The following is a 24881-nucleotide window of genomic DNA, read 5'->3' as shown; positions in this document are numbered from 1 at the left end:
TCGGCGACTCGATAAGACTTCGTTGGAATATTCCAACTGCCGCTACAACCGGGTCGACGCGTCGTCCGCGAACCGCGCCTCGGCGACGTAGCGCTTCGCCAGGCGTTCCTCCGCCCGTCGCAGCCGATAGGTGAGCGTCGACCGCGGGACGTCGAGGTGGTCGGCGAGGGCACCGACGTCGACCTCGCGGGGGGACTCGTAGTAGCCGTGCTCGACGGCGGCCCGGAGCGCTGCCACCTGCTCGGGGGAGAGGTCGTCCGGGCTCCCGTCGCCCTCGCCGGGGGTCGCCGACGCGTCCGTCGTCCGCAGCATCTCCATCCGGGCGCAGTCCCCGACCGCGGCGTCGAGGTCGTCGAAGAACGCCGCGACGTCGCCGTCGCCGGAGTGGATGACCCGCCAGGTGTAGTGTCGCCCCTCGTGGCGCGTCTCGAACAGCACGCCGTCGCCGAGGTGGTCGCGGGCGATGTGGGGAACGGACGCGCAGTCGGGGGTGCGCTCCCAGGCGGAGTAGAGCACGAGCGTGTCGGCCGTGCGGTCGAGGACTTCCGTGGTCTGCGTGGCCCCGCAGTCATCGGTGGCGAGGCAGTCCGCGTAGTAGTCGCCGTTGAGAAACGCGTCCTCGATGTCTTCCAGCGCGTCGGGTGCGCCGGCGACGTGGTCGACGCGCCAGAGGCTCTCGTCGGTGGCGTGCAGCGAGAGCGAGCGGACCCGGGCGTCCGGGTGGTCGGCGAGCGCGTCCGCCACCCGGTTGCGCCCGGGTTCGTACTCCAGAGCGAAGACGAGTTCGCGCATGTGCCCCCCTTGGGGGCCGACGCGGAAAGCGGCGGCGACCCGTGCGAGCCGTCGCCGTGGACGGACGACCACGACCCCGGCCGCGCGATCTATAATTGATCCACTATCTTCGACTGCTCGATCGCCTTACCGCCCGCTGTCGGCGTTGTTCGCGGGCGACGGAAATTAAAAACGACTGTCACCTACCGGAGCCCGTATAAAGCGTTTCGTGCTCCAAGGACACCCTCATTCCGCAGTCACCGCTAATCACAGCAATGAGCGAAGTAATCAGAAAACACGATTTTCGGTCGGACTCCCTCCTCTCTCCCGCCGAAGCCGTGTGCACGACGATCGCGGAGGCCCTCGCCGACGCCGAGGGCGTTTCGCCGCTCGACATCGACCCTCTGTACGAGAGCGTCGACGTCGACGCGCTGGGGCGATTTCTGGACACCGTCGACCCCGACGACGACGTCTCGGTCGCGTTCACCCACGGCGAGTGGGCCGTGACGGTGCACGCCGACGGCCGCGTGGTCGTCGACGGGACGTGACGTCGGTCGTCGCGTCCGCCCGCCGTCGCCTCCCGCTCTCGATTTCCGCCGCGTCCGCGCGCACGCGGAACGCGTGCCTTTTTATGGTGGGCCGCCAAACCTCGACTCAATAATGTTCAAGGCGATAGTTAGCGCGGAGACGCTCCGGACGGCGCTCGACTCCGTGAGCGTGCTGGTGGACGAGTGCAAGATCCACCTGAACGAGGACGGCATCGAGATCCGGGCCGTCGACCCGGCGAACGTCGGGATGGTCGACCTCTCCCTCTCGGCCGACGCGTTCGAGTCCTACGAGGCCGACGGCGGCCTCATCGGCGTCAACCTCTCGCGGCTCGAAGACATCGCGGGCATGGCCGACTCGGGCCAACTCGTCGAGCTCGAACTCGACGAGGAGACGCGCAAGCTCCACATCCAGATCGACGGGCTGGAGTACACGCTCGCGCTCATCGACCCCGACTCCATCCGGCAGGAACCGGACATCCCCGACCTCGATCTGGCCGCCGAGATCGTCATCGAGGGCGCGGACATCGACCGCTCGGTCACCGCCGCCGACATGGTCTCGGACCACATCGCGCTCGGCGTCGACGAGACGGACGAGCTGTTCTACGTCGACGCGGAGGGCGACACCGACGACGTCCACCTCGAACTCGACCAGAGCGACCTCATCGACCTACAGGTCGGTCCCGCCCACTCGCTGTTCAGCCTCGACTACCTGAAGGACATGAACAAGGCGATCGACAAGGACGCCGAGGTGACGCTCGAACTCGGCGAGGAGTTCCCCGTCAAGCTCCACTTCGACATCGCCGAGGGCAACGGGCAGGTGACGTTCATGCTCGCGCCGCGCATCCAGAGCGACTGATCTCGACTGCGTCCCTGACTACGTCCGACGGTCGATGACGCGTTTCGCGGCCGTCGCCTTCTCCTTCCAACCGTACCCCTCCTCGTAGACGTGGCGCTTGCTGTTGACGAGTTCCTCCGGGGAGGCCTCCTCGAACCCGCCGCGGGCCCAGGTGCCGCTCTCGTGGAGCCACTCGATCACCTTCTCTCTCGTCTCGCGCCAGGAGAAGCCGACCATCTCGTAGTAGGCGATCATCGCGAAGACGGCGTTGTCGTGACAGCCCGGGACGCTCCCCTGCCGGTAGATGGTGCGCAAGGGGTCGCGGTCGGGCTGGCTGAGGTGCTCGCGGCGCTGCTCCGGGCTGGTGAGCGCGAGGTCGCCGTCCTCGGCGCGGACGCGGTTGGCGGCGTCGTCGCCGTCCCCCTCGTCGCTCCCGACCTCGTAGACGCGGTACTCGTCGCGCAGCAGCGACAGCGCCGCCGCGCGGAGCGCGCCCCAGTCGCCGTCGACCGCGTCGCGGAGGGCGGCCTCCGGCCGGGGCTCCGCCGACAGCGCGGCGACGATGTCGACGTACGCTCTCTCGATCTCCGCCCACGACGTGCCGGCGAAGCGGCAGTCCGTCTCGTGGAGGTTGTTCGTGGTCCGGCAGTCGGGGCAGGGGTAGTCGAAGTACGGCGCCACGGACTCTCATAGGCGAACGCGCCGACTTAGTTCGTGCGATCGGGGTCCGCCGGGGACGAGGGCGGGACGGACGCGATCCGGATCAGGGCGACGACGACCGGCACGAGGAGGGCCGCACCGACCACGAACGGCGTCCAGTACGCCGCCGCCGCGTACAGCGCGGCCATCACCGGCGGCCCGACGGTGCGGCCGAGGCTGCCGGCCCCCTGCGTGACGCCGAAGGCGCTCCCCTGTCTGTCGGCCCCGGTCGCCGTCGAGACGAGCGTCGTCAGCCCGACCGAGAGTAGCCCGTTGCCGAACGAGAGCAGCGGGAGCGCGACGAGCAGGGCGACGAGCTCCGGCGCGACGACGGCGTTCGCTGGGACGACCGCGCGGCCGATCTGGGGCGTGAAGGGGAGCCCGGCGAGGGCGACGAGGAGGACGGCCGCGCCGGCGGTCGCGACGACCGAGACGGGGACCCGCTTCGCGAGGCGGCCGACGATCACGCCCTGGTTCAGGATGCCGAAGACGCCAACGTACGCGAGCAGCCCGGCCGCCTGCGTCGCGGAGTAGCCGTACACGTCAGCGACGTACGGGATGAACATCACCTGCACGCCCGAGAAGGCCAGCGACACGAGGAAGTACGCGAGCACGAACGGACGGAGCCGCACGGCGTCGGCGTCCGCCTCGGTCGGCGCGACGACCCGCCGAACGCGTCGCGGCCACGACAGCGGCAGCCGCGGCGCCGGCTTCGGCGCGCCCGTCTCGCGGAGGAAGCGGACCGCGAACCCGGCGGCGAGGAGGCTGCTCGCGGCGGCCGCGAAGCTCGGGAGGGAGAACCGGGTCGCCGGCACCGCGGCGGGGAGGACGCTCCGTGCCAGGCCGACGGCGGCGTCGCTCGCGAACAGCCCGCCGACCGCGGGACCGAACACGAAGCCGAGGCCGAACGCCGCGCCGACGAGGCCGAGCGCCCCGGCCCGGTCCTCCGGCGGCGTCACGTCCGCGATGTACGCCTGGGCCGCCGCGATGTTCCCGCCCATCGCCCCGGCGAGCATCCGAGCGGCGAACAGGACCGCGAGGCTGCCGCCGACGCCGAACGCCGTCCAGGCGACTGCGCTCCCGAGCAGCGACAGCACGAGGACGGGGCGGCGGCCGCGCGCGTCGCTCAGCCGGCCCAGCACCGGCGCGAACCCGAACTGCAGCAGCGAGTACGACGCGGCCAGCAGGCCGATGTACACGTCGCTCACCCCGAAGCTCCGGACGTAGAACGGCAGGATGGGGATGACGATGCCGAACCCGAGCAGGTCCAGGAAGACGACGAACACGACCGTCCCAACCCCGCGGCGGTCGGCGGCGTCCGGGTTCACTGACACGGTGCTCTCCACGGCGGCGACGACGGTAAGCGTACGCACCGAACGTGCGGTATCGCGGCGCTTCCGCGGTGCTCGTCCCTCGGTCGACGGGTAAGAGCCGCTTACCCGCGACCGGGCGTTTTATCGGTACCCGCGCGGAATGGGTCGCCGATGAAACGGTTCCACGCCCGGTACCCATTCCTCGACGCCGCCCGGGAGGCGGTGGACGCCGCGGCGGTCGATCTGGCCGATCTCGTCGCCCGCGAGGACCCGGCCGCGGTCGACCGCGCCGTGGGTCGCGTCGAGGCCGCCCTCTCCGGCGACACGACCGGCGACCCCCACCGCCGGCCGCGGGTCGAACTCCTCTCGTACCCCGTCGCGCGGGTGCTCGTCTCGCTCGTCGACGACCCCGTCCTCACCCGCAAGTACGCCCGCGCCGAGGCCGTCACCGCCCACCGGCGGTTCACGAGCGACTTCGAGGGCGACCGGCTGCGGAGCGCGAGCGGCGAGCGGATGGCGCTCGACCGCCTCCTCGGCGAGTTCGACCTCGACGGCGCCGTCGCCGAGACCGACGGCGGCTACCGCGTCGCCGTCGGCGACTACCTGCGCCTGTCGGGCGACCTGCCCGGCGACCGGTGGCGACTGGCCACCCGCGCCCTCGCCGACGGGGCCGTGCCAGTCGACCGGGAGGAGCTCCACCTGCTCCTCCGGCAGGCCGTCGAGGAGCGGGTGAGCGCGGGCCTGCCGCTGTCGGTCCCCGGCGCCATCGCGACCGAACTCGGCGACGCCGTCGAGGCCGTCGAGGACCTCCTCGCGGACCTGGAGCTCTCCGGCGACATCGACACGGTCGCCCCCGACCTGTTCCCGCCCTGCGTGGCGAACCTGCTGGAGCGGAGCCGCGAGGGCGCGGCTCTGCCCGAGCACTCGCGGTTCGTCCTGACCTCCTTCTTGACGGCGATCGGGATGGACGAGGAGGAGATAGCGTCGTTCTGCGGCGCGGACGAGTCCTACCGGACGGACCGTATCGCGACCGCCGACGGCGGCACCGAGTACCCGCCGCCGAGCTGCGAGACGATGGCCGCCTACGGCGACTGCGTGAACAAGGACGAGGTCTGCGAGACGATACCGCACCCGCTGAAGTACTACGAGAAGCGCCTCGACGCGGCCGAGGCCGCGCCGGACCCGGGAGAATAGCCGGCGGTTCAGGCGCCGTTCGCGCCGTCGGACTCGACCTGTTCGGCGTCGGACTGGAAGTCGGCCCGCGCGAGGCCGTAGCCGACCGCGAACATGAGTAGGATGAACGCGAAGATGACGCCGACGAGCACCTTCCCCCCTTCTGTCGTCAGGTCGCCGTTCGTCGTGTAGCTGACCCCGACGAACATCATCGCGCCGATCATTATCGCAACGGACCCGGCCGAGACGGCGATCTCGACCAGCGTCTGTCGTTCCATACCTCGCCCCTGACTCGCGGCGGGCAAAAGCGCTTCGAAGGCCGGTCGAGCACGCCCTACTCGGCGAACAGGTCGTCGACGAGCCGGGTGAACCGGTCGACCATGCGCTCCGGCAGCGAGGGCGAGACGGCGTCGAGGAGTCGCGCGGTCTCCGTCGGCCGCGCGAGGACGAGCGTCACCCGCCCGCGGTCGTCGCGCTCCTTCCGGACGACGCCCTGCTCGACGAGGTGGTCGAGATGCCACTCCAGCGTGCTCCGGGCAACGCCCAGGTCGTCGGCCACGGCCGCCGGCCGCTGGGGGCCGGAGACGATGAGGGACGCGAGCACGTCTCGCGCCGTCTCCCGCCGACACAGCGAGAGCGCGCCGCGCTCCCACTCGTCGGTCTCCGGCGGGAAGTAGTGGGTCCGCCCGTACAGCCGCTCGCGGTCGAGGCGACCGGCGTCGAGCAGCCGGCCGACGTGGTACTGGACCTGACCGGGGGCGAGATCGAGCGCCCGGACCAGCTCGTTGAAGTGGACGCCGGGGTCCTCGCCGATCCGCCGTTCGATGCGGGCTCGCGTCTCGCTCACGCTTCCTCCCCCCGGACGTCGGGCGCGGTCGTTCGCGCGCGGTACACGGCGGCGATCACCAGCGCGACCATCAGCACGTCCAGCGCGTGCTCGGAGAGGTGGTGGGACGCGTCGGGGACGACGCCGGCCATCGTCAGCGCGGCGACGGCCGTCCGGGCGACGAGCGTGGCGACGGCTAGCGCGACGAGCAGGTACGAGGCCGACCGCCGCCGCGCGAACGCCGCCAGCCCGAGGCCGAGGACGACGGCGGACCCGAGGCCGGCGAGCGTCAGGACGGCGACCAGCGCCGGATCGCCCGCGGTCGGCGAGGCGTGGAGCGCTCTCATGGCCCCGGCTACGATCCTCGCGGGCGTTAGCGTTGCGCTTGCCTGCCGGGTTCGCCGGACTTGCCGAATCGGTCGCGGCCGGCGACCCCTCCGCGCGCGGTCGTGTCGATCCACGTACGTGAAACACTTACCCGTACAGAACCCCAAGAACGGGCACGGGACCGCACCAACGCGCCGGATACCGGCGTTTCGGCATCCCGAAGATAACCCATGACGCACACCGAAAACACAGCCGCGTCATCGAAAGCGACGCTCGACGTTCCCCGCGGCGCGGAACTCGACGAGCGGTCGCTGCGAGCGCGCACCGAACAGATGTCGGTCGCCGCCTTCGGCACCGAGCTCTACGAGGTCGAGAGCGAGAGCGGCAACACGTACCACGTCAACCTCCCGGCCGGGCGCTGCACCTGCCCGGACCACGGCATCCGCGGCGAGCGGTGCAAACACCTCCGCCGCGTCGCTATCGAGGTCAACGAGGGGCGCGTGCCGCCGCCCGGGAAGGTCGTCGACGACTGCGCCGTCTGCGGCGAGACCGCCTTCGTCGACCGCGACGCGACGGACCCGACGCTCTGCGAGGACCACGCCGTCCGACTGGGCGACCGCATGATCGACCGCGAGACGGGCGACTTCCTGACGGTCGTCGCCGTCTCCGGGAGGCGCGCCGACGAGGTGGCCGTCGAGAACTCCGTCTACACCGTCGCGGAGTACCCGTCGAACCGCGACTACGACGGCGACGACCCCGTGATCGGCGTCGTCTACCCGCAGTCCGTGGAGATCGGTGAGGACGGCCCGACGCCCGAGGCGCTCCGCGTCTACTCGTTCCCGCGCTCTCGCCTGGAGCGGGTCGACTAGTCGAGCATCTCGGCCGCCTCCTCTACCGACACGTCGCCGCGTTTCACGGCTTCGAGCACGTCCAGCACCCGCTGGTCGGGGCCCGGGTCCTCGCCCACCTCGTCGAGCGTCACCTTCTCCGACTCGCCGGTGAACTCGGCGAAGTCCGTCCCGTCCGACAGCGCCGTCTCCAGTTTCACCCGGTAGTTCCCGCCGTCCGTCCGGTAGAGGTCGCCGGGGTGGAAGAAGTACCAGTCCTCGCGGTCGAACCGCACCCCGACGCGCGGTTTCGCCCCGAAGTTCTGCGAGAAGTACACGAGCGCCTCGACCTCCTCGCCGGTGAGGTAGATGGGGTCGCCGGCGCTGGACTTCGCCTCGACGGCGTAGAACGTCTCGCCGTCGCCCGCCAGCACGTCCGGGAGCTCCCGCTCCGTCGCGCTCCCGCTGGCCGGGGCGCGCATCACGGCGAAGCCCGCCTCGTCGAGCTTGTTCACGAGCTCTCGCTCCCGCCGGTCGCCCTTCGCGTTCGACATCGACCGACGGTCTCTTCCCCACCCGCTTAAATGAGTTGACCTAGTCGCCGTCCGCGGTCAGCGCCGACTCCTCGTCGTCGAACAGCTGTTCGAGGAGGCGGCCCTGGCCGAGCCGCAGGTGGCGGTTGACGGTCGGCTGAGACACCCCGAGCATCTCGGCGACGTCCTCGCCCGTGCTCTCCCGCGGCCACTCGAAGAACCCGCTGAAGTAGGCGGTCCGCAGCACCTCCAGCTGCCTGTCCGTCAGGTTCTCGAACAGCGACCGCACGAGGTCCCGACGGGTGTGGGTCGCCCGCTGGACGTCGCGGCGGGCGGCGAGCTCGACGCTCGGATACGCGTCCCGGAGCATCCCGATGAACTCCCGGACGTCGGTCGTCGTCGGCACGTCGACGACCACCTCCATGCCGTCGGCGTCCGCGCGCATCGACCGCGGGCTGCCGCCGTGGCGGACGAGCCGCGACGCGATCAGGTCGCGGGAGACGGTCGCCTCGAAGAGGCAGCGGTCGTCGCCCTCGCTGATGAGCCGGCTCTCCTCGACGGAGACTAGGTCGTCGAGCACGCGCTGTACCGCGTCGGCGTCCGCGCCGGTCGTCGAGAAGAACAGCCGCGTCTCGTCGGACGCGTGCGTGCCCATCCCCTCGTACTCGACCTCGCAGTCGGCCGCCCGCGCGATCCGCGACAGGAGGGCGTCCGAGGCGTCGAGCCGCAGCGTGAGCTCCAGGTGGGCGTCGGCGTACAGCGCCTGCCGGGTCTTCACCGCGGTGATGGAGTTCGCGATGCTCTCGCCGAGCTCTGCGAACACTTCACACTCCAGATCGCCGAAGGCGTTGGGCTCGTCGGCGTACACCGTGAGGACCCCGTACGAGTACTCGTCGACCGAGAGCGGGACGGCGACGATCGAGTGGAAGTTCCGGGAAAGCGCGTCCTTTCGCCAGGGCTCCTCTTTCAGCCGGTCGACGACGTTCCGGACGACCGCCGGTTCCTCCGTCGTCGCCGCGCCGACCGAGGGCTCCGGCGAGGGGTCGTCGAGGTCCAGCAACACCGCCTCCAGATACTCCTTGTCGCCGCCGGCTCTCGCCCGCGGCCGGAGTTCGCTCCCGGCGACGTCCGGGCCGCCGATCCACGCGAACTCGATGTCCTCGCTCGCGACGAGCCGCTCGCAGACGGTCCGCTCTATCTCCTCCTGGCTCTCCGCGCCGATGAGCGACTGGTCGATCGACCGGATGATCTCGTTGATCTGGATCTGGCGCCGGAGCCGCCGGTTCTGCGCCTCCAGTTCCTCGTCGCGCTCCCGGAGGCTCTCCTCGCTCTCCAGGCGGTCGAACGCGGCCTCCGTCGTCGCGGCGAGCGTCTCGACGTGCCGCCGCGTCCCCTCGTCTATCGGCTCCGCGGCCGCGACGACGACGACGCCGTGGTCCCCGAGCGGCACCAGCAGCGCCTCGTCAACCTCGTCGTCGAACAGGGTGGACCCGTCGAACGAGGCTGGGTCGTCGACGACCGTCTGCGTGTTCGTGACGAACGAGTCCCAGAGCGGGGAGTCCATGTCGCCGGCCGTCACCACTTCCTCGCCGCAGCAGACGCTCGTGAAGGCGCTGCTGCAGGAGACCCGTTCGAGCCCCGTCGCCTCGCCGTCGAACAGGTAGATGCCGACGCCCGCCACGTCGACGACGTCCTCGGCGGCGTCGACCACCAGTTCGGCCACCTCTGGGGCCGCCTCGGTGTTGAGCAGGCCGCGGGCGGTGTCGTGGAGCGAGCGGAGCGCCAGTTCGCGCTCCTTCTGTTCGGTGATGTCCTGCACCGACCCCCGGAGCTTGACGACCTCGCCGTCATCGAAGACGGGCTCACCGATGGCGCGCACCCACCGGGTGTCCGTCCCCGTCGCGGAGAGGCGGACCTCCATGTCGTACCCCTCGCCCGTCTCGATCGCGTCGTGGAACTTCCGCTCGATGAAGTCCCTGTCGTCGTCGTGGTAGAGTTCGAGCGTCGACCCGAGGTCTATCTCCGTGCCCGACGACACGCCGTGGATCCGGTACAGCTCGTCGTCCCACGTCATCTCCGGTGGGTCGCTCCGCAAGTCGAGCTCCCAGCCGCCGAACTTCGCGATGCGTCCCGCCTGCTGCAGGAGGTTCTTCGTCCGTTCCAGCTCCGCCTCGCGCTCCTTGCGCTCCGTGATATCCTGCACGGCGCCGTAGAGCCGCCGCACCTCGCCGTCCTCGGCGACCGGCTCGCCGGCCGTCCGGACCCACCGCTCGTTCCCCGCGGCGGTGATCAGCCGCGCCTCGCGGTCCCACGCCTCGCCGCGTTCTATCGCCCGCTCGACGGCCTCGCGCTGCTCGTCGCGGTCGTCCGGGTGGTAGTACTCGAGGGCCTTCTCCACCAGCAGCGGTCCGTCCCTCGACAGCTCGAAGATGTCGAACATCTTCTCGGTCCACTCCGTCAGACGGTTCTCCGGTTCGTCCGTCACGTCGACCGTCCAGCCGCCCACTTCCGCGATCCGCTGGGACTGTTCGAGCAGTTCGGACGTCCGCTCCAGCTTGTGCTCGCGCCGCTTCCGGTCGGTGATGTCCTGCACCGACCCGCGGAGTTCGACGACCTCGTCGCCGTCGACTATCGGTTCGCCGATCGACCGGACCCACCGCTCCTCGCCCGACCGGGTGATGATCCGTGCCTCGACGTCGTAGCTCTCGCCCGACTCGGTGGCCGTCCGGACGGCGTCTTCGATGGCGTCCCTGTCGTCGGGGTGATAGAGGTTCAGCGCCTCGTCGAGCGCGACGTCCGTGCCGGGCGGGACGTCGAATATCTCGTACAGCTCGTCCGTCCACGCCACGGTCGGCCGGTCCTCCCTGACGTCCAGCTCCCAGCCCCCGACGGCGGCCAGCCGCTGCGCCTGTTCGAGCAGGTCCTTGGTCCGCTCCAGTTCGCGCTCCTGCTCCTTGCGCTTCGAGACGTCCTCGATCGCGGCGACCAGCCCCGCGACCTCGCCGTCGGAGTCGCGCAACGGCGCGGCCGAGAGGCTGACGTCGACGAGCGTCCCGTCTCTGGTCCGCCGCTTGGTCTCCATTCCCGTGACGACCTCGCCGGCATCGATCCGCTCGCGCACCTCGGCGAACTCGTTCTCCCTGTCGTCCGGGACGATGGGGAGCCGGACGCCCTGTACCTCGTCAGCGCTCCAGCCGAAGATGCGCTCGGCGGCGGGGTTCCAGAGGTCGACGTTGCCTTCCAGATCCGTCGAGACAAGCGCCGCCGGCGACGCCCCGACGATGGCGCCGAGGCGCTCGTTCGCCTCACGGAGCTGCCGCTCGCGCCGCTTCCGTTTCGTGATGTCGCGGACGATACCTGCTGTCCCGGCGAACTCCCCGTCGTCGTCCGGCAGCAGCGCAACGTGGTTCTCCGTCTCGACCGCGCCGCCGTCGGCGGTCTGGAGGTCCATCTCGAACGCCCGGTAGAAGGCGTCGTCGTCGGCGCGTAACTCGCGGGTCAGCTCGCGCGCTTCGGCGAGGTCCTCGTCGGTCATCGCCGTCGAGACGTGCTCGCCGATCATGTCGTCCGGTTCGTAGCCGGTGAGCGGTTCGATCGCGTCGTTGACGAATTCGAAGTACCCCTCCCCGTCGAGGGCGTACACCGGGTCGCCGACCGCCTGGATGATCGTCTCGTACCGTTCGAGTTCTCGCTCGCGCTCCTTGCGCTCCGAGACGTCGCGGCCGACGCCGACGAGCACCGGGTTCCCGTCGGGGTCGCGGAGCGCCGTCCCGATGAACTCGTAGGGGATCCGCTCCCCGTCGTTCGTCACCAGTTCCGTCTCGACGCGCTCGCTCCCCGTCTCGAACGCCGTCGCGGTCGCCTCCCAGATCCGCTCGCGGTCGGACTCCTCGAAGAACTCCGCGGCGTTCATCTCGGCCACCGCCTCGTCGTCGTACCCCGTCACCTCGGTGAAGCTCTCGTTCCAGCGGCGGAAGTGCCCCTCGGCGTCGAGCACGTAGAACACGTCGTCGATGGCGTCCAGGATCTCGTCGGTGTACTCCCTGTGGCGTTCGAGTTCGCGCTCGCGCTCGCGCAGCCTGCGCTCTTTCTCCTTCCGGTCCGTGACGTCCTCCTGGAACCCGACGAAGTGGGTCACTTCGCCCGCCTCGTCCTCGACCGGCGCCACGCTCACCCGGTTCCAGAACGCCGTTCCGTCCTTCCGGTAGTTGCGGAGCTCGACCGATTCGGACTCGTCGGCCTCGATCGCCTCGCGCAGCCGTTCGACCGGCGCGTCCGCCGTCTCCTCGCCCTGCAGGAACCGGCAGTCGCGCCCCAGCGCCTCCTCCTCGGCGTAGCCGGTCACCCGTTCGAACCCCTCGTTCGCGTAGACGATCGGGTTGTCGCCGTCCTCGCCCTCCGTGATGGTGATGCCGATCGGGGCGGCCTCGATCGCCCTGTCCTTGAGTTCGAGTTCGCGCTCGCGCTCCCTGCGCTCCGTGATGTCGCGACCGATCCCGACTAGGATCGGCTCCCCCTCCGGATCCGTGACCGGGGTCGCGACGAACTCGTGCGGGACGCGCTCACCGTCCTTGGTCCGGTAGGACGCTTCGATGCGGGTACGCCCGGTCTCGAACGCCGTCTCGACCGCCTCCGCGACCCGTTCCCGATCGGGGTCGTCGAAGAAGTCGGCGGCGTGCATCCCCTCTATCTCCTCGTCCGTGTACCCGGTGACCCCGTTCAGTCGCTCGTTCCAGCGCCGGACGTTCCCCTCGGCGTCGAGCACGTAGAACACGTCGTCGACGGCGTCGAGGACGTGGTCGGTGTACTCCCGGTAGCGCTCCAGTTCGCGCTCGCGCTCCCTGCGCTCGGTGACGTCGGTGTAGACGGCGTACCCCTCGTCGGGCGGTCCCGTCCGGTCCCCGTTGATGGGGACGAACCGGAACAGGAAGTTGCCGGTCCCGTCGGCCGTCTCCCGCACCACTTCCCGGTCGATGGCGTTCTCCTCCTTTCGGATCTCTCGGCGCATCTCCCGCGACTCCTCGAGTTTGCCCTCCGGCACGACGAGGTCGATGATCGACTCGCCCTCGATCGCCTCACCGTCGTAGCCGAACACCTCTTCGAACCGCTCGTTGACCTCCCGGACCAGCACGTCGTCGTCCGTCAGGTCCACGTGGGCCACGCAGTCGGTCGTGTTCTCGAACAGCGACGACGCGCGCTCGCGCTCGGCCCGGAGGAGCCGTCGCTGCCGCCGGAGCGCCCGCTCCCGCGCCCGGAGGGTGTTCACGAGCGCGTCGACCGCCTCGTACAGGCGGCCGACCTCGTCGTCCCGGTCGATGGACAGGTCGACGTCGTAGTCCCCGGCCCGGATCTGCTCTACTTTCCGCGTCAGGGTCGCGATGGCGCTCTCCGGGTCACCCTTGACGACCATACCGACAAGTCCGAACAACAGCATCCCGGCGACCGCGGGAAACGGCTCTCCCGGCTGCATCGCCTGTGTGAGCCCCACGCCGACGTCCACCGTCGACGGGATCTCTGGCGGAGTCATTGCCGACGGTACGGACTGTACGATAATTACTTCCGGGGCCGCTCAGGCCCTCAACGGGTGATGTCCCTAATCGTTATTGCGCCCACGCGGGGGTGGGGTTATACATATAGAAAGTAACGGCATTGCACGTCCGGTCGTCGTCGTGGACGACATGGAACGAACTACGCTCGCTCGCGACGAGGGCGCGGTGACGCGCGTCGTGAAGGCGGTCGCCGACGCGGTCGGTACCTCCCCGAACGAGTTGCCGCCGCTGTATCGGACCGTCGACCCGGACGCGCTCGAAACGGTTTTGGACGCTCCGGGCGCGTGCGCCCGGTTCGAGTACGCGGGCCACGTCGTCGAAGTGCGAGGCGACGGGACCGTTTCCGTCGCCGAGGCGGGCTCGCAGGGGTAATGGTCGGGACCGACACCGCACGCGGCACGGACGGCGCGCCCGGCCTCGGCGCCCGATGCGCCGGGAGGAACCCGTGAGACGAGCCACCGGGCTGGAGCGGCTGGTCCCGGATCCAGACGCTTCGGCGTCGCCGGTCACCGTACTCTGCGTCGACGGCGACGAGAGCGGCCTCGCCGATATCGAAGCCGCTCTCGGCGACGACGAGTTCACCCCGGTCACGGGAACCTCGGCCGCTGCGCTCTGTCACGTCGGTGAGGTGGATTGCGTCGTCAGCGGTGACGAACTGGGGGACGTGACGGCCACGGAGTTCCTCGACGACCTCCGCGAACGCGACCCGGAGGTCCCGTTTCTGCTCCACGCGAACGACCCCGCCCCGGCGCTCACCGAGGCGGTGCTCGACGACGAGCGAACCGACTTCCTGTCGCGGGACGCTCCGGCGGCCGACGCCCTCCTGCGGCGCCGCATCCGGGGGATGGTTGAACCCCGCCGGGCGACGAGGGCGCTGCAGCGACTTCTCGTCGGCGTACAGGCGGCCCGCGACGGCATCGCGGTCGCCGGTCCGGACGGCGACTTCCGGTTCGTCAACCGGGTGTACGCGACGCGGCTCGGCTACCACCCCGACGAACTGGTCGGGCGGCCGTGGCGCGACGCGTACGCGGACGATGCGGTCGAACACATCGAGTCGGCGGCGCTCCCGTCTATCGAGTCGGGCTGGCGGTGGACCGGCCGCTGCGCGGAGCGCCGGAGGGGCGGCGAGACGACGCCGACGCGGACCTGCATCGTCGGGCTCGACGACGGGAGCCTGGTGTTCACCGCGTACGGCGCCGACGACGGCGGTGAGTAGCGACTCCGCGTCGGTACGCTGAATGCGAACTGCGGGCCGGGAAGCGTTCTCGTCCGCCGGCGCTCCGAGCCGGCGAACCGGCCGCTTACGTTCCGTGCTGCCAGGAGTCCATGTACTCGCGCTGCTCGCCCGTCAGCTCGTCGTACTCGACGCCCTCCGCGTCGAGCTTGATCTCGGCGACCTCGCGGTCGAGCTCGTCGGGCACCTCGTGGACGCCGGCGTCGTACGCGTCGCCGTTCTCTAGGAGTTCCTGCACGGCGACGGCCTGAACGCCGAAGCTCTGGTCCATGACCTCGACGGGGTGGCCGAGCGCGATGGGGCTGGCGAGGTTGACGAGCCGACCCTCGGCGAGGACGTTGAGGCGGGTGCCGTCCTCCAGTTCGTACTCGTGGACGCCGTCGCGGGCCTCGCGTTCGTCGACGGCGAGGTCCGAGAGCGCGTCGAGGTCGATCTCGATGTCGAAGTGGCCGGCGTTAGCGAGCAGGACGCCGTCTTTCATCTTCGGGAAGTGGTCCTCCGTGACCACGTCGCGGTTGCCGGTCGTCGTGATGAACACGTCGCCGACCTCGGCGGCCTCGGCCATCGGCATCACGTCGTAGCCCTCCATGTGCGCCTCCAGCGCGCGGCGGGGCTCGACCTCGGTGACGATGACGTTCGCGTTCTGGCCGGCGGCCTTCTTCGCGACGCCCTTGCCGCAGTAGCCGTAGCCCGCGACGACGACGTTCTTGCCGGCCCACGAGAGGTTCGTCGTCATGGCGATGTTCGCCAGCGAGGACTCGCCGGTGCCGTGGACGTTGTCGAACAGGCGCTTCATCGGCGTGTCGTTGACGGCGAAGACGGGGTACTCGAGCGCCCCGTCCTCGTCCATCGCGCGGAGGCGGTGGACGCCCGTGGTCGTCTCCTCGCACCCGCCGACGATGGAGTCGATGAGCTCGGGGTAGTCCTCGTGGATCGCGGCGACCAGGTCCATCCCGTCGTCGACCGTGACGGTCGGCTCGTGGTCGATGACCGCCTCGATGGCGGCGTAGTACTCCTCGTCGTCGACCTCGCGCTTGGCGTAGCTCGTGATGTTGTCGTGGGCGTCGAGCGCCGCGCTCACGTCGTCGTGGGTCGACAGCGGATTGCAGCCGGTGATGGCGACCTCCGCGCCGCCCTCGGCGAACAGCTCGACGAGCGTCGCGGTCTTCGCCTCGACGTGCATCGCCATGCCGATGCGCTCGCCCGCGAACGGCTGCTCGTCGACGTACTCCTCGCGGAGCGCGTCGAGGATCGGCATGTGCTGGCGCGCCCAGTCCATCTTGCGTCGGCCGTCCTCGCGAGCGGTCGCTACGTCGTCGAGTTGCTCGCTGATAGGGGGGTAGCCCTCTGTCATGTACGCCAAGAGGGCGACCGGCGGGAAAACGCTACCGAACCTTCTCGGTCTCGGCTGCGACGAGTCTCGCCAGTGACCGGGTGAGGGGGTGGAAAAGGGGGTGGGGTGTGGAGGTGGGGTGAGCGGGGACCGGCGTCAGGGGTGAGCCGGGTCGCAGGGGGTGGGGTAGAGCGACCCGGACGTGGGGTGGATGGGGGGGTGTGAGTTACCGCTTAGTGACCGTTGGCGTTCCCGTTACCGTTGCCGGGACCGCCCTCTTCCTCGTCGTCACCGTCTTCTTCTTCCTCTTCGCCGTCGTCGGCGTCGTCGCCGTCGTTACCGGCGTGCTCGGGCGGACCCTGGTCGCCGTCGTTGCCCCTGTCTTCGGGCGCGCCGCGACGGTCGTCGGTCTCGTTGTCGTCACCGCCGGGGCCGGCGTGAGCCGGCGGGCCAGCGTGGTCGGGCGCGTTACCCGGGTTGTTCGAGACCACGAAGTCCGCGATCAGGAGCCCGCGCGGGCCCGTCTGGTTCGTGTCGTTCAGACTCTCGATGAAGGCGTTCACCTGCAGCCCGAACGCGTCGGTGCCGTTCTCCGTCTCGTTGGTTTCGTTCGTCTCGTTGACCGTCTCGTTGGTCTCGTTGAGCTCGTCGGAGTCGTTGACCGTCTCGTTGTCGTCGACGGTCTCGTTGTCGTCGGACTCGTTGAGTTCCTCGGAGTCGTTGACGGTCTCGTTGTCGTCCGTCTCGTTCAGTGCGGAAACGGAGTACGACGCGTCTGCGCTCGCGGTCGAGGCGTCCGCCGCGGCGACTGCCGGCCCGAAGGCCGACAGCACCAGCACGACGACGCCGACCAGTGCGAAGAGTCTGTTGCGGTTCATCACGACCCAGACATGACCCCTGTTGAGAATAAACCCCCCCTCCCGTTCAGTCCGTTCACCCTTCGTTCGACCGGTCGATAGACAGGTTCAGAAACCGTTAGAACGTTCAAAAACTCCTCTGCGAGTTCAACTGCCGTCGTCAGAGACTCGAGCGAGACAGGGGTTATTTCCGCAACGAGGGTGCGCGAACCCGATCCCGACCCTGTCGACGAGCCGGACCCGCCGGTCCCGTCGCCCCGACCTACTCGCTCGCGCGCTCGACGGCCTCGGCGGCGTGCCGCTCGGCGCGTTCCCTGACTGCGTCCTCGTCGAGCGTCAGCACCTCGCGGTCGCGCATCAGCACGCGGCCGTCGCAGACGGTGTGGCGGACGTCGCTCCCGGTCGCGGCGTAGGCGAGGTGACTCACGAGGTCGTGGTGCGGCGTGAGATGGGGCGCGGAGAGGTCGAGCACCGCGAGGTCGGCGTTCGCGCCGGGTTCGATCCGGCCGCCGTCGACGCCGAGGGCGGCCGCGCCGCCGCGGGTCGCCATCTCCACGACGGCCTCGGCGGGGACGGCGCTGGCGTCGTCCGCGGCGAGTTTCCCGACCATCGCGGCGTCGCGCATCTCGTCGAACAGGTCGAGGTCGTTGTTCGACGCCGCGCCGTCAGTGCCGAGCGCGACCGTCACGCCCGCGTCGAGCATGCGCTGGACCGGCGCGATCCCGCTCGCGAGCTTCATGTTCGACGCCGGGCAGTGGACGACCGCGCTGCCGCGCTCGGCGAGCAGGTCGATCTCCGACTCGTCGACGTGGACGCCGTGGGCGAGGAAGTCCTCGCCGGTCAGCATCTCCCGGTCGTCGGCGTAGGCGAGCGGGCGCTCGCCGCGCTCGTCGACGATGGGGTCGACCTCGTCCTCGGTCTCGTTCGCGTGGAAGTGCAGCGGGATCCCGCGCTCGCGGGCTTTGCCGACGTACTCGACGAGGTACTCGTCGGCGACGGTCGTGAGGCTATGGGGCATCACGGCCGTCGACACTCGCCCGTCGGCCGCGCCGTCGTACTCCGCGGCGACCTCCAGACACTCCTCGAAGTCGGCGACTGCGGCGTCCTCGTCCTTCCCGACCGTGACGACGCCGTGGCCCACTCTGGCCCGAAGTCCCGCCTCGTCGACGGCGTCGACGATCTCCGGCACCTCGAAGTACATGTCCGCGAACGCCGTCGTGCCCGACTTGATCATCTCGACGAGGCCGAGCTCCGCGCCGGCGCGGACGTCCTCGGCGGTCAGCGCGCCCTCGACCGGCCAGATGTCCTCCCGCAGCCAGGCGTCGAGCGGCTTGTCGTCGGCGTACCCCCGCAGCAGCGTCATGGCGACGTGCGTATGGGCGTTCACGAGGCCGGGGATCACCAGCCCGTCGCTCGCGTCGAGGCGCTCGTCCGGGTCGGCGTCGACGTCCTCGCCGACCGCGACGATGTCGCCGCTGTCGTCGTCCACGAGGACGTCCGCGCGCGTCACCGTCAGGTCGGGGTGCAGCACCTGTCCGCCCGCTATCAGGGTCGTCGTCATGCTCGCCACGTTTCCCGGCCTCCCGCGTCAATGTGTCGGGACGCGTTCGTCCGGCCCGCCGCGCCCGAACGACCGACGTTTATCCCCCGCGCCGCCCTCAGGGGCGGTATGTCCCTCCAGTGGCTTCGGGTCGCCGCCCGCGAACACCGGTCGTACGTCCTCTTCTCGATCGTTCTCTTCGCCCTGGGGACGGTCGGCGGGGTCGCCATCGCCGAGCGGGGGATCGACCTGTTCGCCAGGGTCGGTCTCGGTTCCGGGCAGAGCGTGTTCCCGTCCGACCCGTCCGTGTCGTTCCTGCTCGTCAACAACACGCGGGCGTTCGTCGTCTTCCTGCTCGGCGCGCTCACGCTCGGGCTGATCACCGCCGTCGGTCTGCTCGGTAACGGGATCTTGCTCGGGTACGTCGGCGCCGTCGCCGCCGCACAGGAGGGGCTCGGGTTCGTCGTCCTCGCCATCGCGCCCCACGGCGTCCTCGAACTTCCGGCGCTGTTCGCCGCCAGCGCGGTCGCCTTCCGCCTCGTCGCGCGGACGGCAGCCCGCGTCGCCGGCCGCCGGTCGTCGGTCATGACGCGCGACGAGTGGCGCCGGACCCTCGGGTTCGTCGCCGCCGCGTGGCTCGTCCTCGCGGTCGCCGCGTTCGTCGAGATCTACGTCACCTTCGCGCTCGTCGAGGCCGCGTACGCCTAACCGAAAACCAGTTCCTCGCGGGTCCCGTCGGACCGCCCATGCGCATCGCCGTGCCCAACAAGGGCCGTCTGCACGACCCGTCCATCGAGCTGCTCGAACGCGCCGGCCTCCACGTCGTCGACGGCGCGGACCGGAAGCTGTACGCCGACACCGTCGACCCCGACGTGACCCTGCTGTTCGCCCGGGCCGCCGACATCCCGGAGTACGTCAGCGACGGTGCGGCGGACGTGGGCATCACCGGACTCGACCAGGTCCGCGAGGCCGACCCCGACAACGTGGTCGAACTGCTCGACCTGGAGTTCGGCCGCTGTCGCCTCGTCCTCGCCGCGCCGCGGGACGGCGGCATCGACTCGGTCGACGACCTGGAGGGCGGCACCGTCGCCACGGAGTTCCCGAACGTCGCGCGGACGTACTTCGAGACGACCGGCGTCTCGCCCGACATCGTCGAAGTCACCGGCGCGACGGAGCTCACTCCGCACGTCGACATGGCCGACGCCATCATCGACATCACCTCCACGGGGACGACGCTGAAGGTGAACAACCTCGCCATCATCGACGAGGTGCTCCAGAGCTCGGTCCACCTGATCGCCCGCGACGACGTGCTCGACGACCCGAAGGTCGAGCAGGCCGAGACGGCGTTCCAGTCCGTCCTCTCCGCGGACGGCAAGCGCTACCTGATGATGAACGTGCCGCGCGACGGCTTAGACGACGTGCGCGACGTGATCCCCGGGCTCGGCGGCCCGACCGTGATGGACATCGCCGACGAGAACGGCGACGAGAAGGTGGCCGTCCACGCGGTGGTCGACGAGCGCGACGTGTTCGAGACGATCACGAAGGTGAAAGAGCAGGGCGCGAGCGGCATCCTCGTCACCGAGATCGAGCGTCTGGTGGAGTAACGCGAGGTCAGGCGGGCGCGGTGCCGAGCAGCGCGATCAGGTTGTACACCGTGATCCCGAGGATGACGGTCACGGTGTAGTGAGCGAGAGCGACGAGCCCCGCAAGCCGGTTCCCGAGTCGGTACGCGCCCCGGATGGCGAAGAAGTCGGCGAGCAGCGTCACCGCGATGGTGACCGCGGGTCCGTACCGCTGGAGCAGGATCGAGACGATCGCCGGGACGACGCCGACCAGCAGCGCGCGCCGCGCTCGCACGTCGCCCAGCACGTACCGCGCGGCGATGTGGGCGGTGAGCGAGTAGAACGCGACGGCGGCGAGAAACGTGCCGAGGACGGCGACCGGCGTTCCGGCGGTCGGGTCCAACTGCGCGAGAGCGTTCATACCGGGCGTTACGACCCCGCCGAGTTGTGCGTGCCGATGTTACTCCAGCAGGCCGAGGTCCTCGAGCCGGGAGACGATCTTGTCGACCGCGTGCTCGGCGTCCTCGGGCTTCTTGCCGCCGGTGATGACGAGCTTCCCGCTGCCGAACAGGAGCGCGACGACCTCCGGCTCGTCGAGGCGGTAGACGAGACCGGGGAACTGCTCGGGCTCGTACTCGATGTTCTCCAGCCCGAGCCCGATGGCGATCGCGTTCAGGTTCAGGTTCCGCCCGAGGTCGGCGCTCGTGACGATGTTCTGGACGACGATCTCCGGGTCCTCGTTGACGTTGATCTCCAGTTCGCGGAGCTTGTCGAAGACGATCCGCAGGCTCTCGTGGACGTCGTCGGTCGACTTCGCGCCGGTACAGACGATCTTGCCCGAGCGGAAGATCAGCGCGGCAGACTTCGGGTCCTGGGTGCGGTAGACGAGTCCGGGGAACTGCTCGGGGTCGTAGTCGGCCCCCTCCAGGTCCATCGCAACGCTCTGGAGATCCAGTTCCTGTCCGATTCCCGTCGAGGCCACCACGTTTTCAATATTGATGGTTTCCTTGGGATCAGCCATATATCGACTTAAAAGACGTATTTAAGGTTTATAAAGGTTGGTGCCGAAAGCTGACAGGTATCCTATGAGACACGCCGCGGACGCCGCTTAAACCGTCGGCGGCGACGAACCAACACGCTGATTGTTCCGCCTCTCGGACGCTCTCGCGTGTACGTTCTGGAACTCGGCGGCGAAGACGACGCGTTCGCGGCGCGGGAGGCGGCCAGCGCGGCGACCGGCGTCTCCGTCGTCGGCCCCGGACTCGCGACGGCGTCGGCGCTCGCCCCCGACCGTGTGCGGACGCTCGCCTACACCCACCGCGCGTGCGAGGTGCTCGGGCGGTCGGACGCGTCGGTCGCCGGCGCTCGCGCCCTCCTCTCGGCGTCGTCGCTCGACCGGGACGGCACGGTCGCCGTCCGCGCCCGCGACGTTCGGGGGAGCTCGGGCGTCGACACGCAGGCCGTGGAGCGGGAACTCGGCGGCGTCCTCGTCGACCGCGGGTTCGACGTGGACCTCGACGACCCCGACCACGAGCTCCGCGCCCTCTTCGCCCGCGGCGAGCCGTCCGGCGACGCCGACGCCGAGGCGGCCGACGTCTGCTACCTCGGGTGGCTAACCGCCGAGAGCGTTCGGGACTACGGCGACCGCACGCCGACGAACCGGCCGTTCTTCCAGCCCGGGAGCATGGACCCGCTGCTCGCGCGCGCTCTCGCGAACGTCGCCGGGGCCGCCCCCGGCCGCACCGTCCTCGACCCGATGTGTGGCACCGGCGGCGTCCTCATCGAGGCGGGCCTCGTCGGCGCGCGCGTCCTCGGGAACGACGCCCAGCGGCGCATGGTCCGGGGAAGCCGGGAGAACCTGCGCGCGTTCCTCGGCGACGGCGCCGAGTTCGGGATCGTCCGCGGCGACGCGACTCGCCTGCCGTTCCCCGACGGCTCGGTCGACGCCGACGAGCGTAGCTCGTCGAGCCCACGGTCGTGGACCGTGGACGGGGTCGTCTTCGACGCTCCCTACGGTCGCCAGTCGAAGATCGCCACCCACGATCTGGACGACCTGGTGGCCGGCGCGCTATCGGAGGCGCGGCGGCTCGCGCCCCGGACGGTCATGGTCGCGGACCGCTCGTGGGCCGGCGTCGCCCGCGACGCGGGCTGGGAGATAGAGTCGTCGTTCGAGCGCCGCGTCCACCGGTCGCTGACGCGGCACGTGCTGGTGTTAGAGTAGGCGGTCGCGCAGTTCGCGGCGACCGGCGACGGCGACGCCGACGAGGAGTCCGGCGAGCCAGGACGCGAGAACGACGTCGCGGTCGGCCGTCAGCTGGTTCGAGCCCGCGACGCTGAGCAGTACCAGCGTCGCGAACCAGCTCACCAGCGAGAACGACCATATCTGACCGTACGGGACCGGAATTCGGTCCGTCGCGGCGAGAATACCGACGGCGAGTCCGGGCGCGAACACCAGAGGTCCCGCCACCCAGGCTGGCTGTCCGGCGGCGAGGAGATGGGATCCGACGACTCCCATCGGCAGTGAGAGCAGGAGCGTCGCCCCGACGACGACTCCGACCCGTTCCAGTCGGTCGGGGAGCGATACGTCATCCGACCCGGTCGTGGCGATACCGTCCGTCATTCGCTGCCTCTCGGGCGTGACAGCCGACGGGGGTACTGGCGGCCTGCTTTCGGCATAGTTCGCCTTCGCAGATGTTTCTGATAAGTGTGGTGGCGGTGAAACGAACAGGCGACGTCGCGAGTCGCGGGAGGGGTCGTCGCGCACCCGCCTCGGCCGCCCCGCGGCACTGCATCAGGTCACGGGGCGTCTGGCCGTGGTCTGGTACAAAAAGGTGTAGACCGCCCGATGACCAACCGATGACCGCTTACCGCCCTATCTCCGCGAGCAAGTGCGAGATGTGCAGCCTGTCGTTCGTCCCCTCGGCCAGATCCATATCGATCTCGCCGGCGAGGCGGTGGAGCTCGGCGAGGCGGTCGCCGCCGTAGCGCGAGCGGGCGACTCGGAGGACGTCGTCGAGCACCTCCTCGCCGCTGAACCCCTCGTCGACGAGCAGGTCGTCCAGCGTGCTCCGGGCGTCGGTGAACTCACCGGCTTCGGCGTCGTCCAGCATCTCCTTCACCCGGTCGTCCGCGCCGACCTCGCCGAGCGTCTCGTAGGCGGCGTTCATCGTGACCTCGCCCTCGGCCTCGCTGGTGGTCTGGGCGGCGAGGATCGCGCGCCGGAGGTCGCCGTCGGCGTAGCCGGCGACGTACTCCAGTCCGTCGGCGTCGTAGTCGACGCCCTCGCTCTCGACGATGCCTTCGAGGACGGCGACGACCTCGTCGTCGGTCGGCGCGCGCATCGGGACGGGGAAGCAGCGCGACCGGATCGGCGGGATGAGCTTGGTCGGCTGCCGGGTCGTGATGACGAACTGCGTCGTCTTGTGGTGGCGCTCCATCACGCGGCGAAGCGCCTGCTGGAAGTCGACGCGGATGCCCTCGGCGTTGTCGAGGGCGACCGTCTTGTACGTCCCGGAGACGGGGGCGTAGCTCGCGGACTCCTTGAGGACGTGGTTGATCATGTCCCGCTTCGCCATGCCGCTCCGGCCGTCGAGGAACGAGGCGAAGCGCGGGTCGTTCTTGATCTCCTTTTTCGTCCGGTCGAAGAAGTCCGCGACGTTGATCTCGACGAGGTCGTTGTCGGGGTCGTCGTGGACCTCGCGGGCGAGCGCCCGCACGGCGGCGGTCTTGCCGCTGCCCTTCGGCCCGTGGACGACGAGGTTCAGCGGCTCGTCGACCGCCTTCTGCAGGTACTCGCGCACGTCGTCCTGCGGCAGGTCGGCGAGGTCGGGGGCGTAGGTGTCGGTCCACAGCGGCGCGTCCATCACCACCCGGTAGTCCCGTCAGGGGTAAGAATCGGTCGGTTCCGGGCCGTTGGGATCGCCCGCGCGTCGGCGCGGACTCGTCGATCGCCCGCCTCCGCCGACCGAATTCCGAACGAGTTTACAGGAGCGGAGCCGAGGGTACGCCAATGACGATGCGCGTTACCTTTCTCGGGACCAGCGGGGCAGTGCCGACGACGGAGCGCAACCCCAGCAGCCTGATGGTCAACCGGGAGGGGGACCGGCTGCTGTTCGACGTCGCCGAGGGGACCCAGCGCCAGATGATGCGTTTCGGGACGGGCTTTGCCATCTCTCATCTCTTCATCACGCACCTCCACGGCGACCACGTGCTGGGACTTCCCGGCCTGATCCAGACCCTCGACTTCAACGACCGGGAGGACCCGCTCGCCATCCACGTGCCGAAGGGGACGCGCTCCGGGGTGAAGGACCTGCTCTACGCGGCCAACACTCGTCCGTCGTTTCGGGTCCGGATCAACGAGGTCGGCGACGGCGACGTCGCGCTCTCCCAGTCCGACTACGAGGTGCGCGCCTTCGAGGTGGACCACCGCACGACGGCGCTCGGATACGCGCTCGTCGAGGACGACCGCAAGGGCCGGTTCGACCGCGAGAAGGCCGAGGAACTCGGCGTCCCCGTCGGGCCGAAGTTCTCGCGACTGCACGACGGCGACCCCGTCGAACTGGATGACGGGACTGTCGTGCGCCCGGAGCAGGTCGTCGGTGACCCCCGCCCAGGCCGCAAGGTGGTCTACACGGGCGACACCCGGCCGACCGCGACGACCGTCGAGGTCGCCGAAGACGCCGACCTGCTGATCCACGAGGCGACGTTCGCCGAGGACCGCGCCGAGCGCGCCGGCCAGACCGGCCACTCGACCGCCAGACAGGCCGGCGAGATCGCCTCGCGGGCGAACGCGAAACGCCTCGCGATGACCCACATCTCCACGCGGTACGCCAACGACGTCTCCGACCACGAGGCGCAGGCCCGGGATGCCTTCGACGGCGAGGCGTTCGTCCCGGACGACGGCCGGACCGTCGAGATCCCTTACCCCGGCGGGGAGTAGCCGCCGCCCGGTTCT

At 70.0% G+C, this 24881-nt stretch carries 25 protein-coding genes; 10 read left to right on the top strand and 15 right to left on the bottom strand.

Annotation, left to right across the window (positions count from 1 at the left end; all coding sequences use genetic code 11):
• Positions 1 to 42: 42 nt before the first annotated feature.
• Complete coding sequence (locus D8670_RS01625; RefSeq protein ID WP_121816361.1) at positions 43 to 792, bottom strand: helix-turn-helix domain-containing protein; 750 nt, start codon at positions 790 to 792, stop codon at positions 43 to 45.
• A 254-nt stretch (positions 793 to 1046) separates the two neighbouring features.
• Between D8670_RS01625 and D8670_RS01620 the strand changes: the two genes are divergently transcribed.
• Positions 1047 to 1319 carry a HalOD1 output domain-containing protein gene (locus D8670_RS01620; RefSeq protein ID WP_162994117.1) on the top strand — a complete coding sequence of 91 codons (273 nt, stop codon included), beginning with the start codon at positions 1047 to 1049 and terminating at the stop codon, positions 1317 to 1319.
• Between the two features lie 112 nt (positions 1320 to 1431).
• Positions 1432 to 2175, top strand: coding sequence for a DNA polymerase sliding clamp (locus D8670_RS01615; protein WP_121816359.1), 744 nt, complete (start codon positions 1432 to 1434; stop codon positions 2173 to 2175).
• A gap of 18 nt (positions 2176 to 2193) precedes the next feature.
• Here D8670_RS01615 and D8670_RS01610 read toward each other — a convergent pair whose 3' ends face one another.
• Complete coding sequence (locus D8670_RS01610; RefSeq protein ID WP_121816358.1) at positions 2194 to 2835, bottom strand: DUF7474 family protein; 642 nt, start codon at positions 2833 to 2835, stop codon at positions 2194 to 2196.
• Positions 2836 to 2861: 26 nt separating this feature from the next.
• Complete coding sequence (locus D8670_RS01605; protein WP_310732501.1) at positions 2862 to 4226, bottom strand: MFS transporter; 1365 nt, start codon at positions 4224 to 4226, stop codon at positions 2862 to 2864.
• Positions 4227 to 4337: 111 nt separating this feature from the next.
• Between D8670_RS01605 and D8670_RS01600 the strand changes: the two genes are divergently transcribed.
• Positions 4338 to 5360 carry a DNA primase large subunit PriL gene (locus D8670_RS01600; protein ID WP_121816356.1) on the top strand — a complete coding sequence of 341 codons (1023 nt, stop codon included), beginning with the start codon at positions 4338 to 4340 and terminating at the stop codon, positions 5358 to 5360.
• 8 nt (positions 5361 to 5368) lie between these two features.
• Here D8670_RS01600 and D8670_RS01595 read toward each other — a convergent pair whose 3' ends face one another.
• The 3 genes from D8670_RS01595 to D8670_RS01585 are packed head-to-tail and all read right to left on the bottom strand — an operon-like array spanning position 5369 to position 6512.
• On the bottom strand, positions 5369 to 5617 hold the full coding sequence (locus tag D8670_RS01595; protein WP_121816355.1) for a DUF7472 family protein: 249 nt from the start codon (positions 5615 to 5617) through the stop codon (positions 5369 to 5371).
• 56 nt (positions 5618 to 5673) lie between these two features.
• On the bottom strand, positions 5674 to 6186 hold the full coding sequence (locus D8670_RS01590) for a winged helix-turn-helix transcriptional regulator (RefSeq protein ID WP_121816354.1): 513 nt from the start codon (positions 6184 to 6186) through the stop codon (positions 5674 to 5676).
• On the bottom strand, positions 6183 to 6512 hold the full coding sequence (locus D8670_RS01585; protein WP_121816353.1) for a DUF7471 family protein: 330 nt from the start codon (positions 6510 to 6512) through the stop codon (positions 6183 to 6185). Before D8670_RS01585 ends, D8670_RS01590 begins: the two co-directional genes overlap by 4 nt.
• 210 nt (positions 6513 to 6722) lie before the next feature.
• On the opposite strand from D8670_RS01585, the gene D8670_RS01580 reads away from it, so the two are divergent.
• A complete protein-coding gene (locus D8670_RS01580; protein WP_121816352.1) occupies positions 6723 to 7361 on the top strand; it encodes an SWIM zinc finger family protein in 639 nt (212 codons plus the stop codon).
• On the opposite strand, the gene hjc is transcribed toward D8670_RS01580, so the two are convergent.
• Both hjc and D8670_RS01570 read right to left on the bottom strand, forming a co-directional pair.
• Positions 7358 to 7873, bottom strand: a complete 516-nt coding sequence (gene hjc / locus D8670_RS01575) for a Holliday junction resolvase Hjc (RefSeq protein ID WP_121816351.1) — start codon at positions 7871 to 7873, stop codon at positions 7358 to 7360. The two genes, D8670_RS01580 and hjc, sit on opposite strands and share 4 nt — an antisense overlap.
• A 40-nt stretch (positions 7874 to 7913) precedes the next feature.
• Complete coding sequence (locus D8670_RS01570) at positions 7914 to 13379, bottom strand: PAS domain S-box protein (protein WP_121816350.1); 5466 nt, start codon at positions 13377 to 13379, stop codon at positions 7914 to 7916.
• Between the two features lie 151 nt (positions 13380 to 13530).
• Between D8670_RS01570 and D8670_RS01565 the strand changes: the two genes are divergently transcribed.
• Positions 13531 to 13773, top strand: a complete 243-nt coding sequence (locus tag D8670_RS01565) for a HalOD1 output domain-containing protein (protein ID WP_121817532.1) — start codon at positions 13531 to 13533, stop codon at positions 13771 to 13773.
• Positions 13774 to 13846: 73 nt separating this feature from the next.
• A complete protein-coding gene (locus D8670_RS01560) occupies positions 13847 to 14617 on the top strand; it encodes a PAS domain-containing protein (protein WP_162994116.1) in 771 nt (256 codons plus the stop codon).
• An 85-nt stretch (positions 14618 to 14702) separates the two neighbouring features.
• Here D8670_RS01560 and D8670_RS01555 read toward each other — a convergent pair whose 3' ends face one another.
• The 3 genes from D8670_RS01555 to D8670_RS01545 all read right to left on the bottom strand — a co-directional run bounded on the left by D8670_RS01555 (position 14703) and on the right by D8670_RS01545 (position 18386).
• Positions 14703 to 15989 carry an adenosylhomocysteinase gene (locus D8670_RS01555; RefSeq protein ID WP_121816348.1) on the bottom strand — a complete coding sequence of 429 codons (1287 nt, stop codon included), beginning with the start codon at positions 15987 to 15989 and terminating at the stop codon, positions 14703 to 14705.
• 212 nt (positions 15990 to 16201) lie between these two features.
• Positions 16202 to 16846 (bottom strand): hypothetical protein, encoded by a 645-nt coding sequence (locus D8670_RS01550; protein WP_121816347.1) that lies wholly within the window; start codon positions 16844 to 16846, stop codon positions 16202 to 16204.
• A 241-nt stretch (positions 16847 to 17087) separates the two neighbouring features.
• Entirely contained in the window at positions 17088 to 18386 is a 1299-nt protein-coding gene (locus D8670_RS01545; protein WP_121816346.1) for an amidohydrolase, read from the bottom strand.
• A 108-nt stretch (positions 18387 to 18494) separates the two neighbouring features.
• Here D8670_RS01545 and D8670_RS01540 point away from each other — a divergent pair, with 108 nt between their 5' ends.
• A complete protein-coding gene (locus D8670_RS01540; protein ID WP_162994115.1) occupies positions 18495 to 19073 on the top strand; it encodes a stage II sporulation protein M in 579 nt (192 codons plus the stop codon).
• Positions 19074 to 19111: 38 nt separating this feature from the next.
• Positions 19112 to 19969, top strand: a complete 858-nt coding sequence (hisG, locus tag D8670_RS01535) for an ATP phosphoribosyltransferase (RefSeq protein WP_121816344.1) — start codon at positions 19112 to 19114, stop codon at positions 19967 to 19969.
• A gap of 7 nt (positions 19970 to 19976) precedes the next feature.
• On the opposite strand, the gene D8670_RS01530 is transcribed toward hisG, so the two are convergent.
• Both D8670_RS01530 and D8670_RS01525 read right to left on the bottom strand, forming a co-directional pair.
• Entirely contained in the window at positions 19977 to 20348 is a 372-nt protein-coding gene (locus tag D8670_RS01530) for a DUF7473 family protein (RefSeq protein WP_121816343.1), read from the bottom strand.
• A gap of 39 nt (positions 20349 to 20387) precedes the next feature.
• A complete protein-coding gene (locus D8670_RS01525; RefSeq protein WP_121816342.1) occupies positions 20388 to 20948 on the bottom strand; it encodes a TATA-box-binding protein in 561 nt (186 codons plus the stop codon).
• Positions 20949 to 21095: 147 nt separating this feature from the next.
• On the opposite strand from D8670_RS01525, the gene D8670_RS01520 reads away from it, so the two are divergent.
• Positions 21096 to 22148, top strand: a complete 1053-nt coding sequence (locus tag D8670_RS01520; protein ID WP_121816341.1) for a methyltransferase domain-containing protein — start codon at positions 21096 to 21098, stop codon at positions 22146 to 22148.
• Here D8670_RS01520 and D8670_RS01515 read toward each other — a convergent pair.
• Positions 22140 to 22547 (bottom strand): hypothetical protein, encoded by a 408-nt coding sequence (locus D8670_RS01515; protein WP_121816340.1) that lies wholly within the window; start codon positions 22545 to 22547, stop codon positions 22140 to 22142. The genes D8670_RS01520 and D8670_RS01515 overlap by 9 nt on opposite strands.
• A 244-nt stretch (positions 22548 to 22791) precedes the next feature.
• Positions 22792 to 23790, bottom strand: a complete 999-nt coding sequence (locus D8670_RS01510) for an AAA family ATPase (protein WP_121816339.1) — start codon at positions 23788 to 23790, stop codon at positions 22792 to 22794.
• Positions 23791 to 23936: 146 nt separating this feature from the next.
• On the opposite strand from D8670_RS01510, the gene rnz reads away from it, so the two are divergent.
• The gene (gene rnz, locus D8670_RS01505) at positions 23937 to 24866 is read left to right on the top strand and encodes a ribonuclease Z (protein ID WP_121816338.1); all 930 of its coding nucleotides are present in this window, start codon (positions 23937 to 23939) and stop codon (positions 24864 to 24866) included.
• The last annotated feature ends 15 nt before the right edge of the window (positions 24867 to 24881 follow it).

Origin of the sequence: Halostella limicola, assembly GCF_003675875.1 — an archaeon.
In the GTDB taxonomy this organism is placed as follows: domain Archaea; phylum Halobacteriota; class Halobacteria; order Halobacteriales; family Natronoarchaeaceae; genus Halostella; species Halostella limicola.
Note: the sequence above shows the minus strand (reverse complement) of the source record. Positions and strands in the feature narration are given on the sequence as shown.

Excerpts from the sequence above, each read along its gene's own strand:
- D8670_RS01515 (WP_121816340.1), bottom strand. The coding sequence starts at position 22,547 with ATGACGGACGGTATCGCCACGACCGGGTCGGATGACGTATCGCTCCCC.
- D8670_RS01530 (WP_121816343.1), bottom strand. The coding sequence starts at position 20,348 with ATGAACGCTCTCGCGCAGTTGGACCCGACCGCCGGAACGCCGGTCGCC.
- D8670_RS01595 (WP_121816355.1), bottom strand. The coding sequence starts at position 5,617 with ATGGAACGACAGACGCTGGTCGAGATCGCCGTCTCGGCCGGGTCCGTT.
- D8670_RS01580 (WP_121816352.1), top strand. The coding sequence starts at position 6,723 with ATGACGCACACCGAAAACACAGCCGCGTCATCGAAAGCGACGCTCGAC.
- D8670_RS01620 (WP_162994117.1), top strand. The coding sequence starts at position 1,047 with ATGAGCGAAGTAATCAGAAAACACGATTTTCGGTCGGACTCCCTCCTC.
- D8670_RS01615 (WP_121816359.1), top strand. The coding sequence starts at position 1,432 with ATGTTCAAGGCGATAGTTAGCGCGGAGACGCTCCGGACGGCGCTCGAC.
- D8670_RS01565 (WP_121817532.1), top strand. The coding sequence starts at position 13,531 with ATGGAACGAACTACGCTCGCTCGCGACGAGGGCGCGGTGACGCGCGTC.
- D8670_RS01555 (WP_121816348.1), bottom strand. The coding sequence starts at position 15,989 with ATGACAGAGGGCTACCCCCCTATCAGCGAGCAACTCGACGACGTAGCG.
- D8670_RS01585 (WP_121816353.1), bottom strand. The coding sequence starts at position 6,512 with ATGAGAGCGCTCCACGCCTCGCCGACCGCGGGCGATCCGGCGCTGGTC.
- D8670_RS01545 (WP_121816346.1), bottom strand. The coding sequence starts at position 18,386 with ATGACGACGACCCTGATAGCGGGCGGACAGGTGCTGCACCCCGACCTG.
- D8670_RS01510 (WP_121816339.1), bottom strand. The coding sequence starts at position 23,790 with ATGGACGCGCCGCTGTGGACCGACACCTACGCCCCCGACCTCGCCGAC.
- D8670_RS01525 (WP_121816342.1), bottom strand. The coding sequence starts at position 20,948 with ATGGCTGATCCCAAGGAAACCATCAATATTGAAAACGTGGTGGCCTCG.
- hjc (WP_121816351.1), bottom strand. The coding sequence starts at position 7,873 with ATGTCGAACGCGAAGGGCGACCGGCGGGAGCGAGAGCTCGTGAACAAG.
- hisG (WP_121816344.1), top strand. The coding sequence starts at position 19,112 with ATGCGCATCGCCGTGCCCAACAAGGGCCGTCTGCACGACCCGTCCATC.
- D8670_RS01550 (WP_121816347.1), bottom strand. The coding sequence starts at position 16,846 with ATGAACCGCAACAGACTCTTCGCACTGGTCGGCGTCGTCGTGCTGGTG.
- rnz (WP_121816338.1), top strand. The coding sequence starts at position 23,937 with ATGACGATGCGCGTTACCTTTCTCGGGACCAGCGGGGCAGTGCCGACG.
- D8670_RS01600 (WP_121816356.1), top strand. The coding sequence starts at position 4,338 with ATGAAACGGTTCCACGCCCGGTACCCATTCCTCGACGCCGCCCGGGAG.
- D8670_RS01540 (WP_162994115.1), top strand. The coding sequence starts at position 18,495 with ATGTCCCTCCAGTGGCTTCGGGTCGCCGCCCGCGAACACCGGTCGTAC.
- D8670_RS01625 (WP_121816361.1), bottom strand. The coding sequence starts at position 792 with ATGCGCGAACTCGTCTTCGCTCTGGAGTACGAACCCGGGCGCAACCGG.
- D8670_RS01570 (WP_121816350.1), bottom strand. The coding sequence starts at position 13,379 with ATGACTCCGCCAGAGATCCCGTCGACGGTGGACGTCGGCGTGGGGCTC.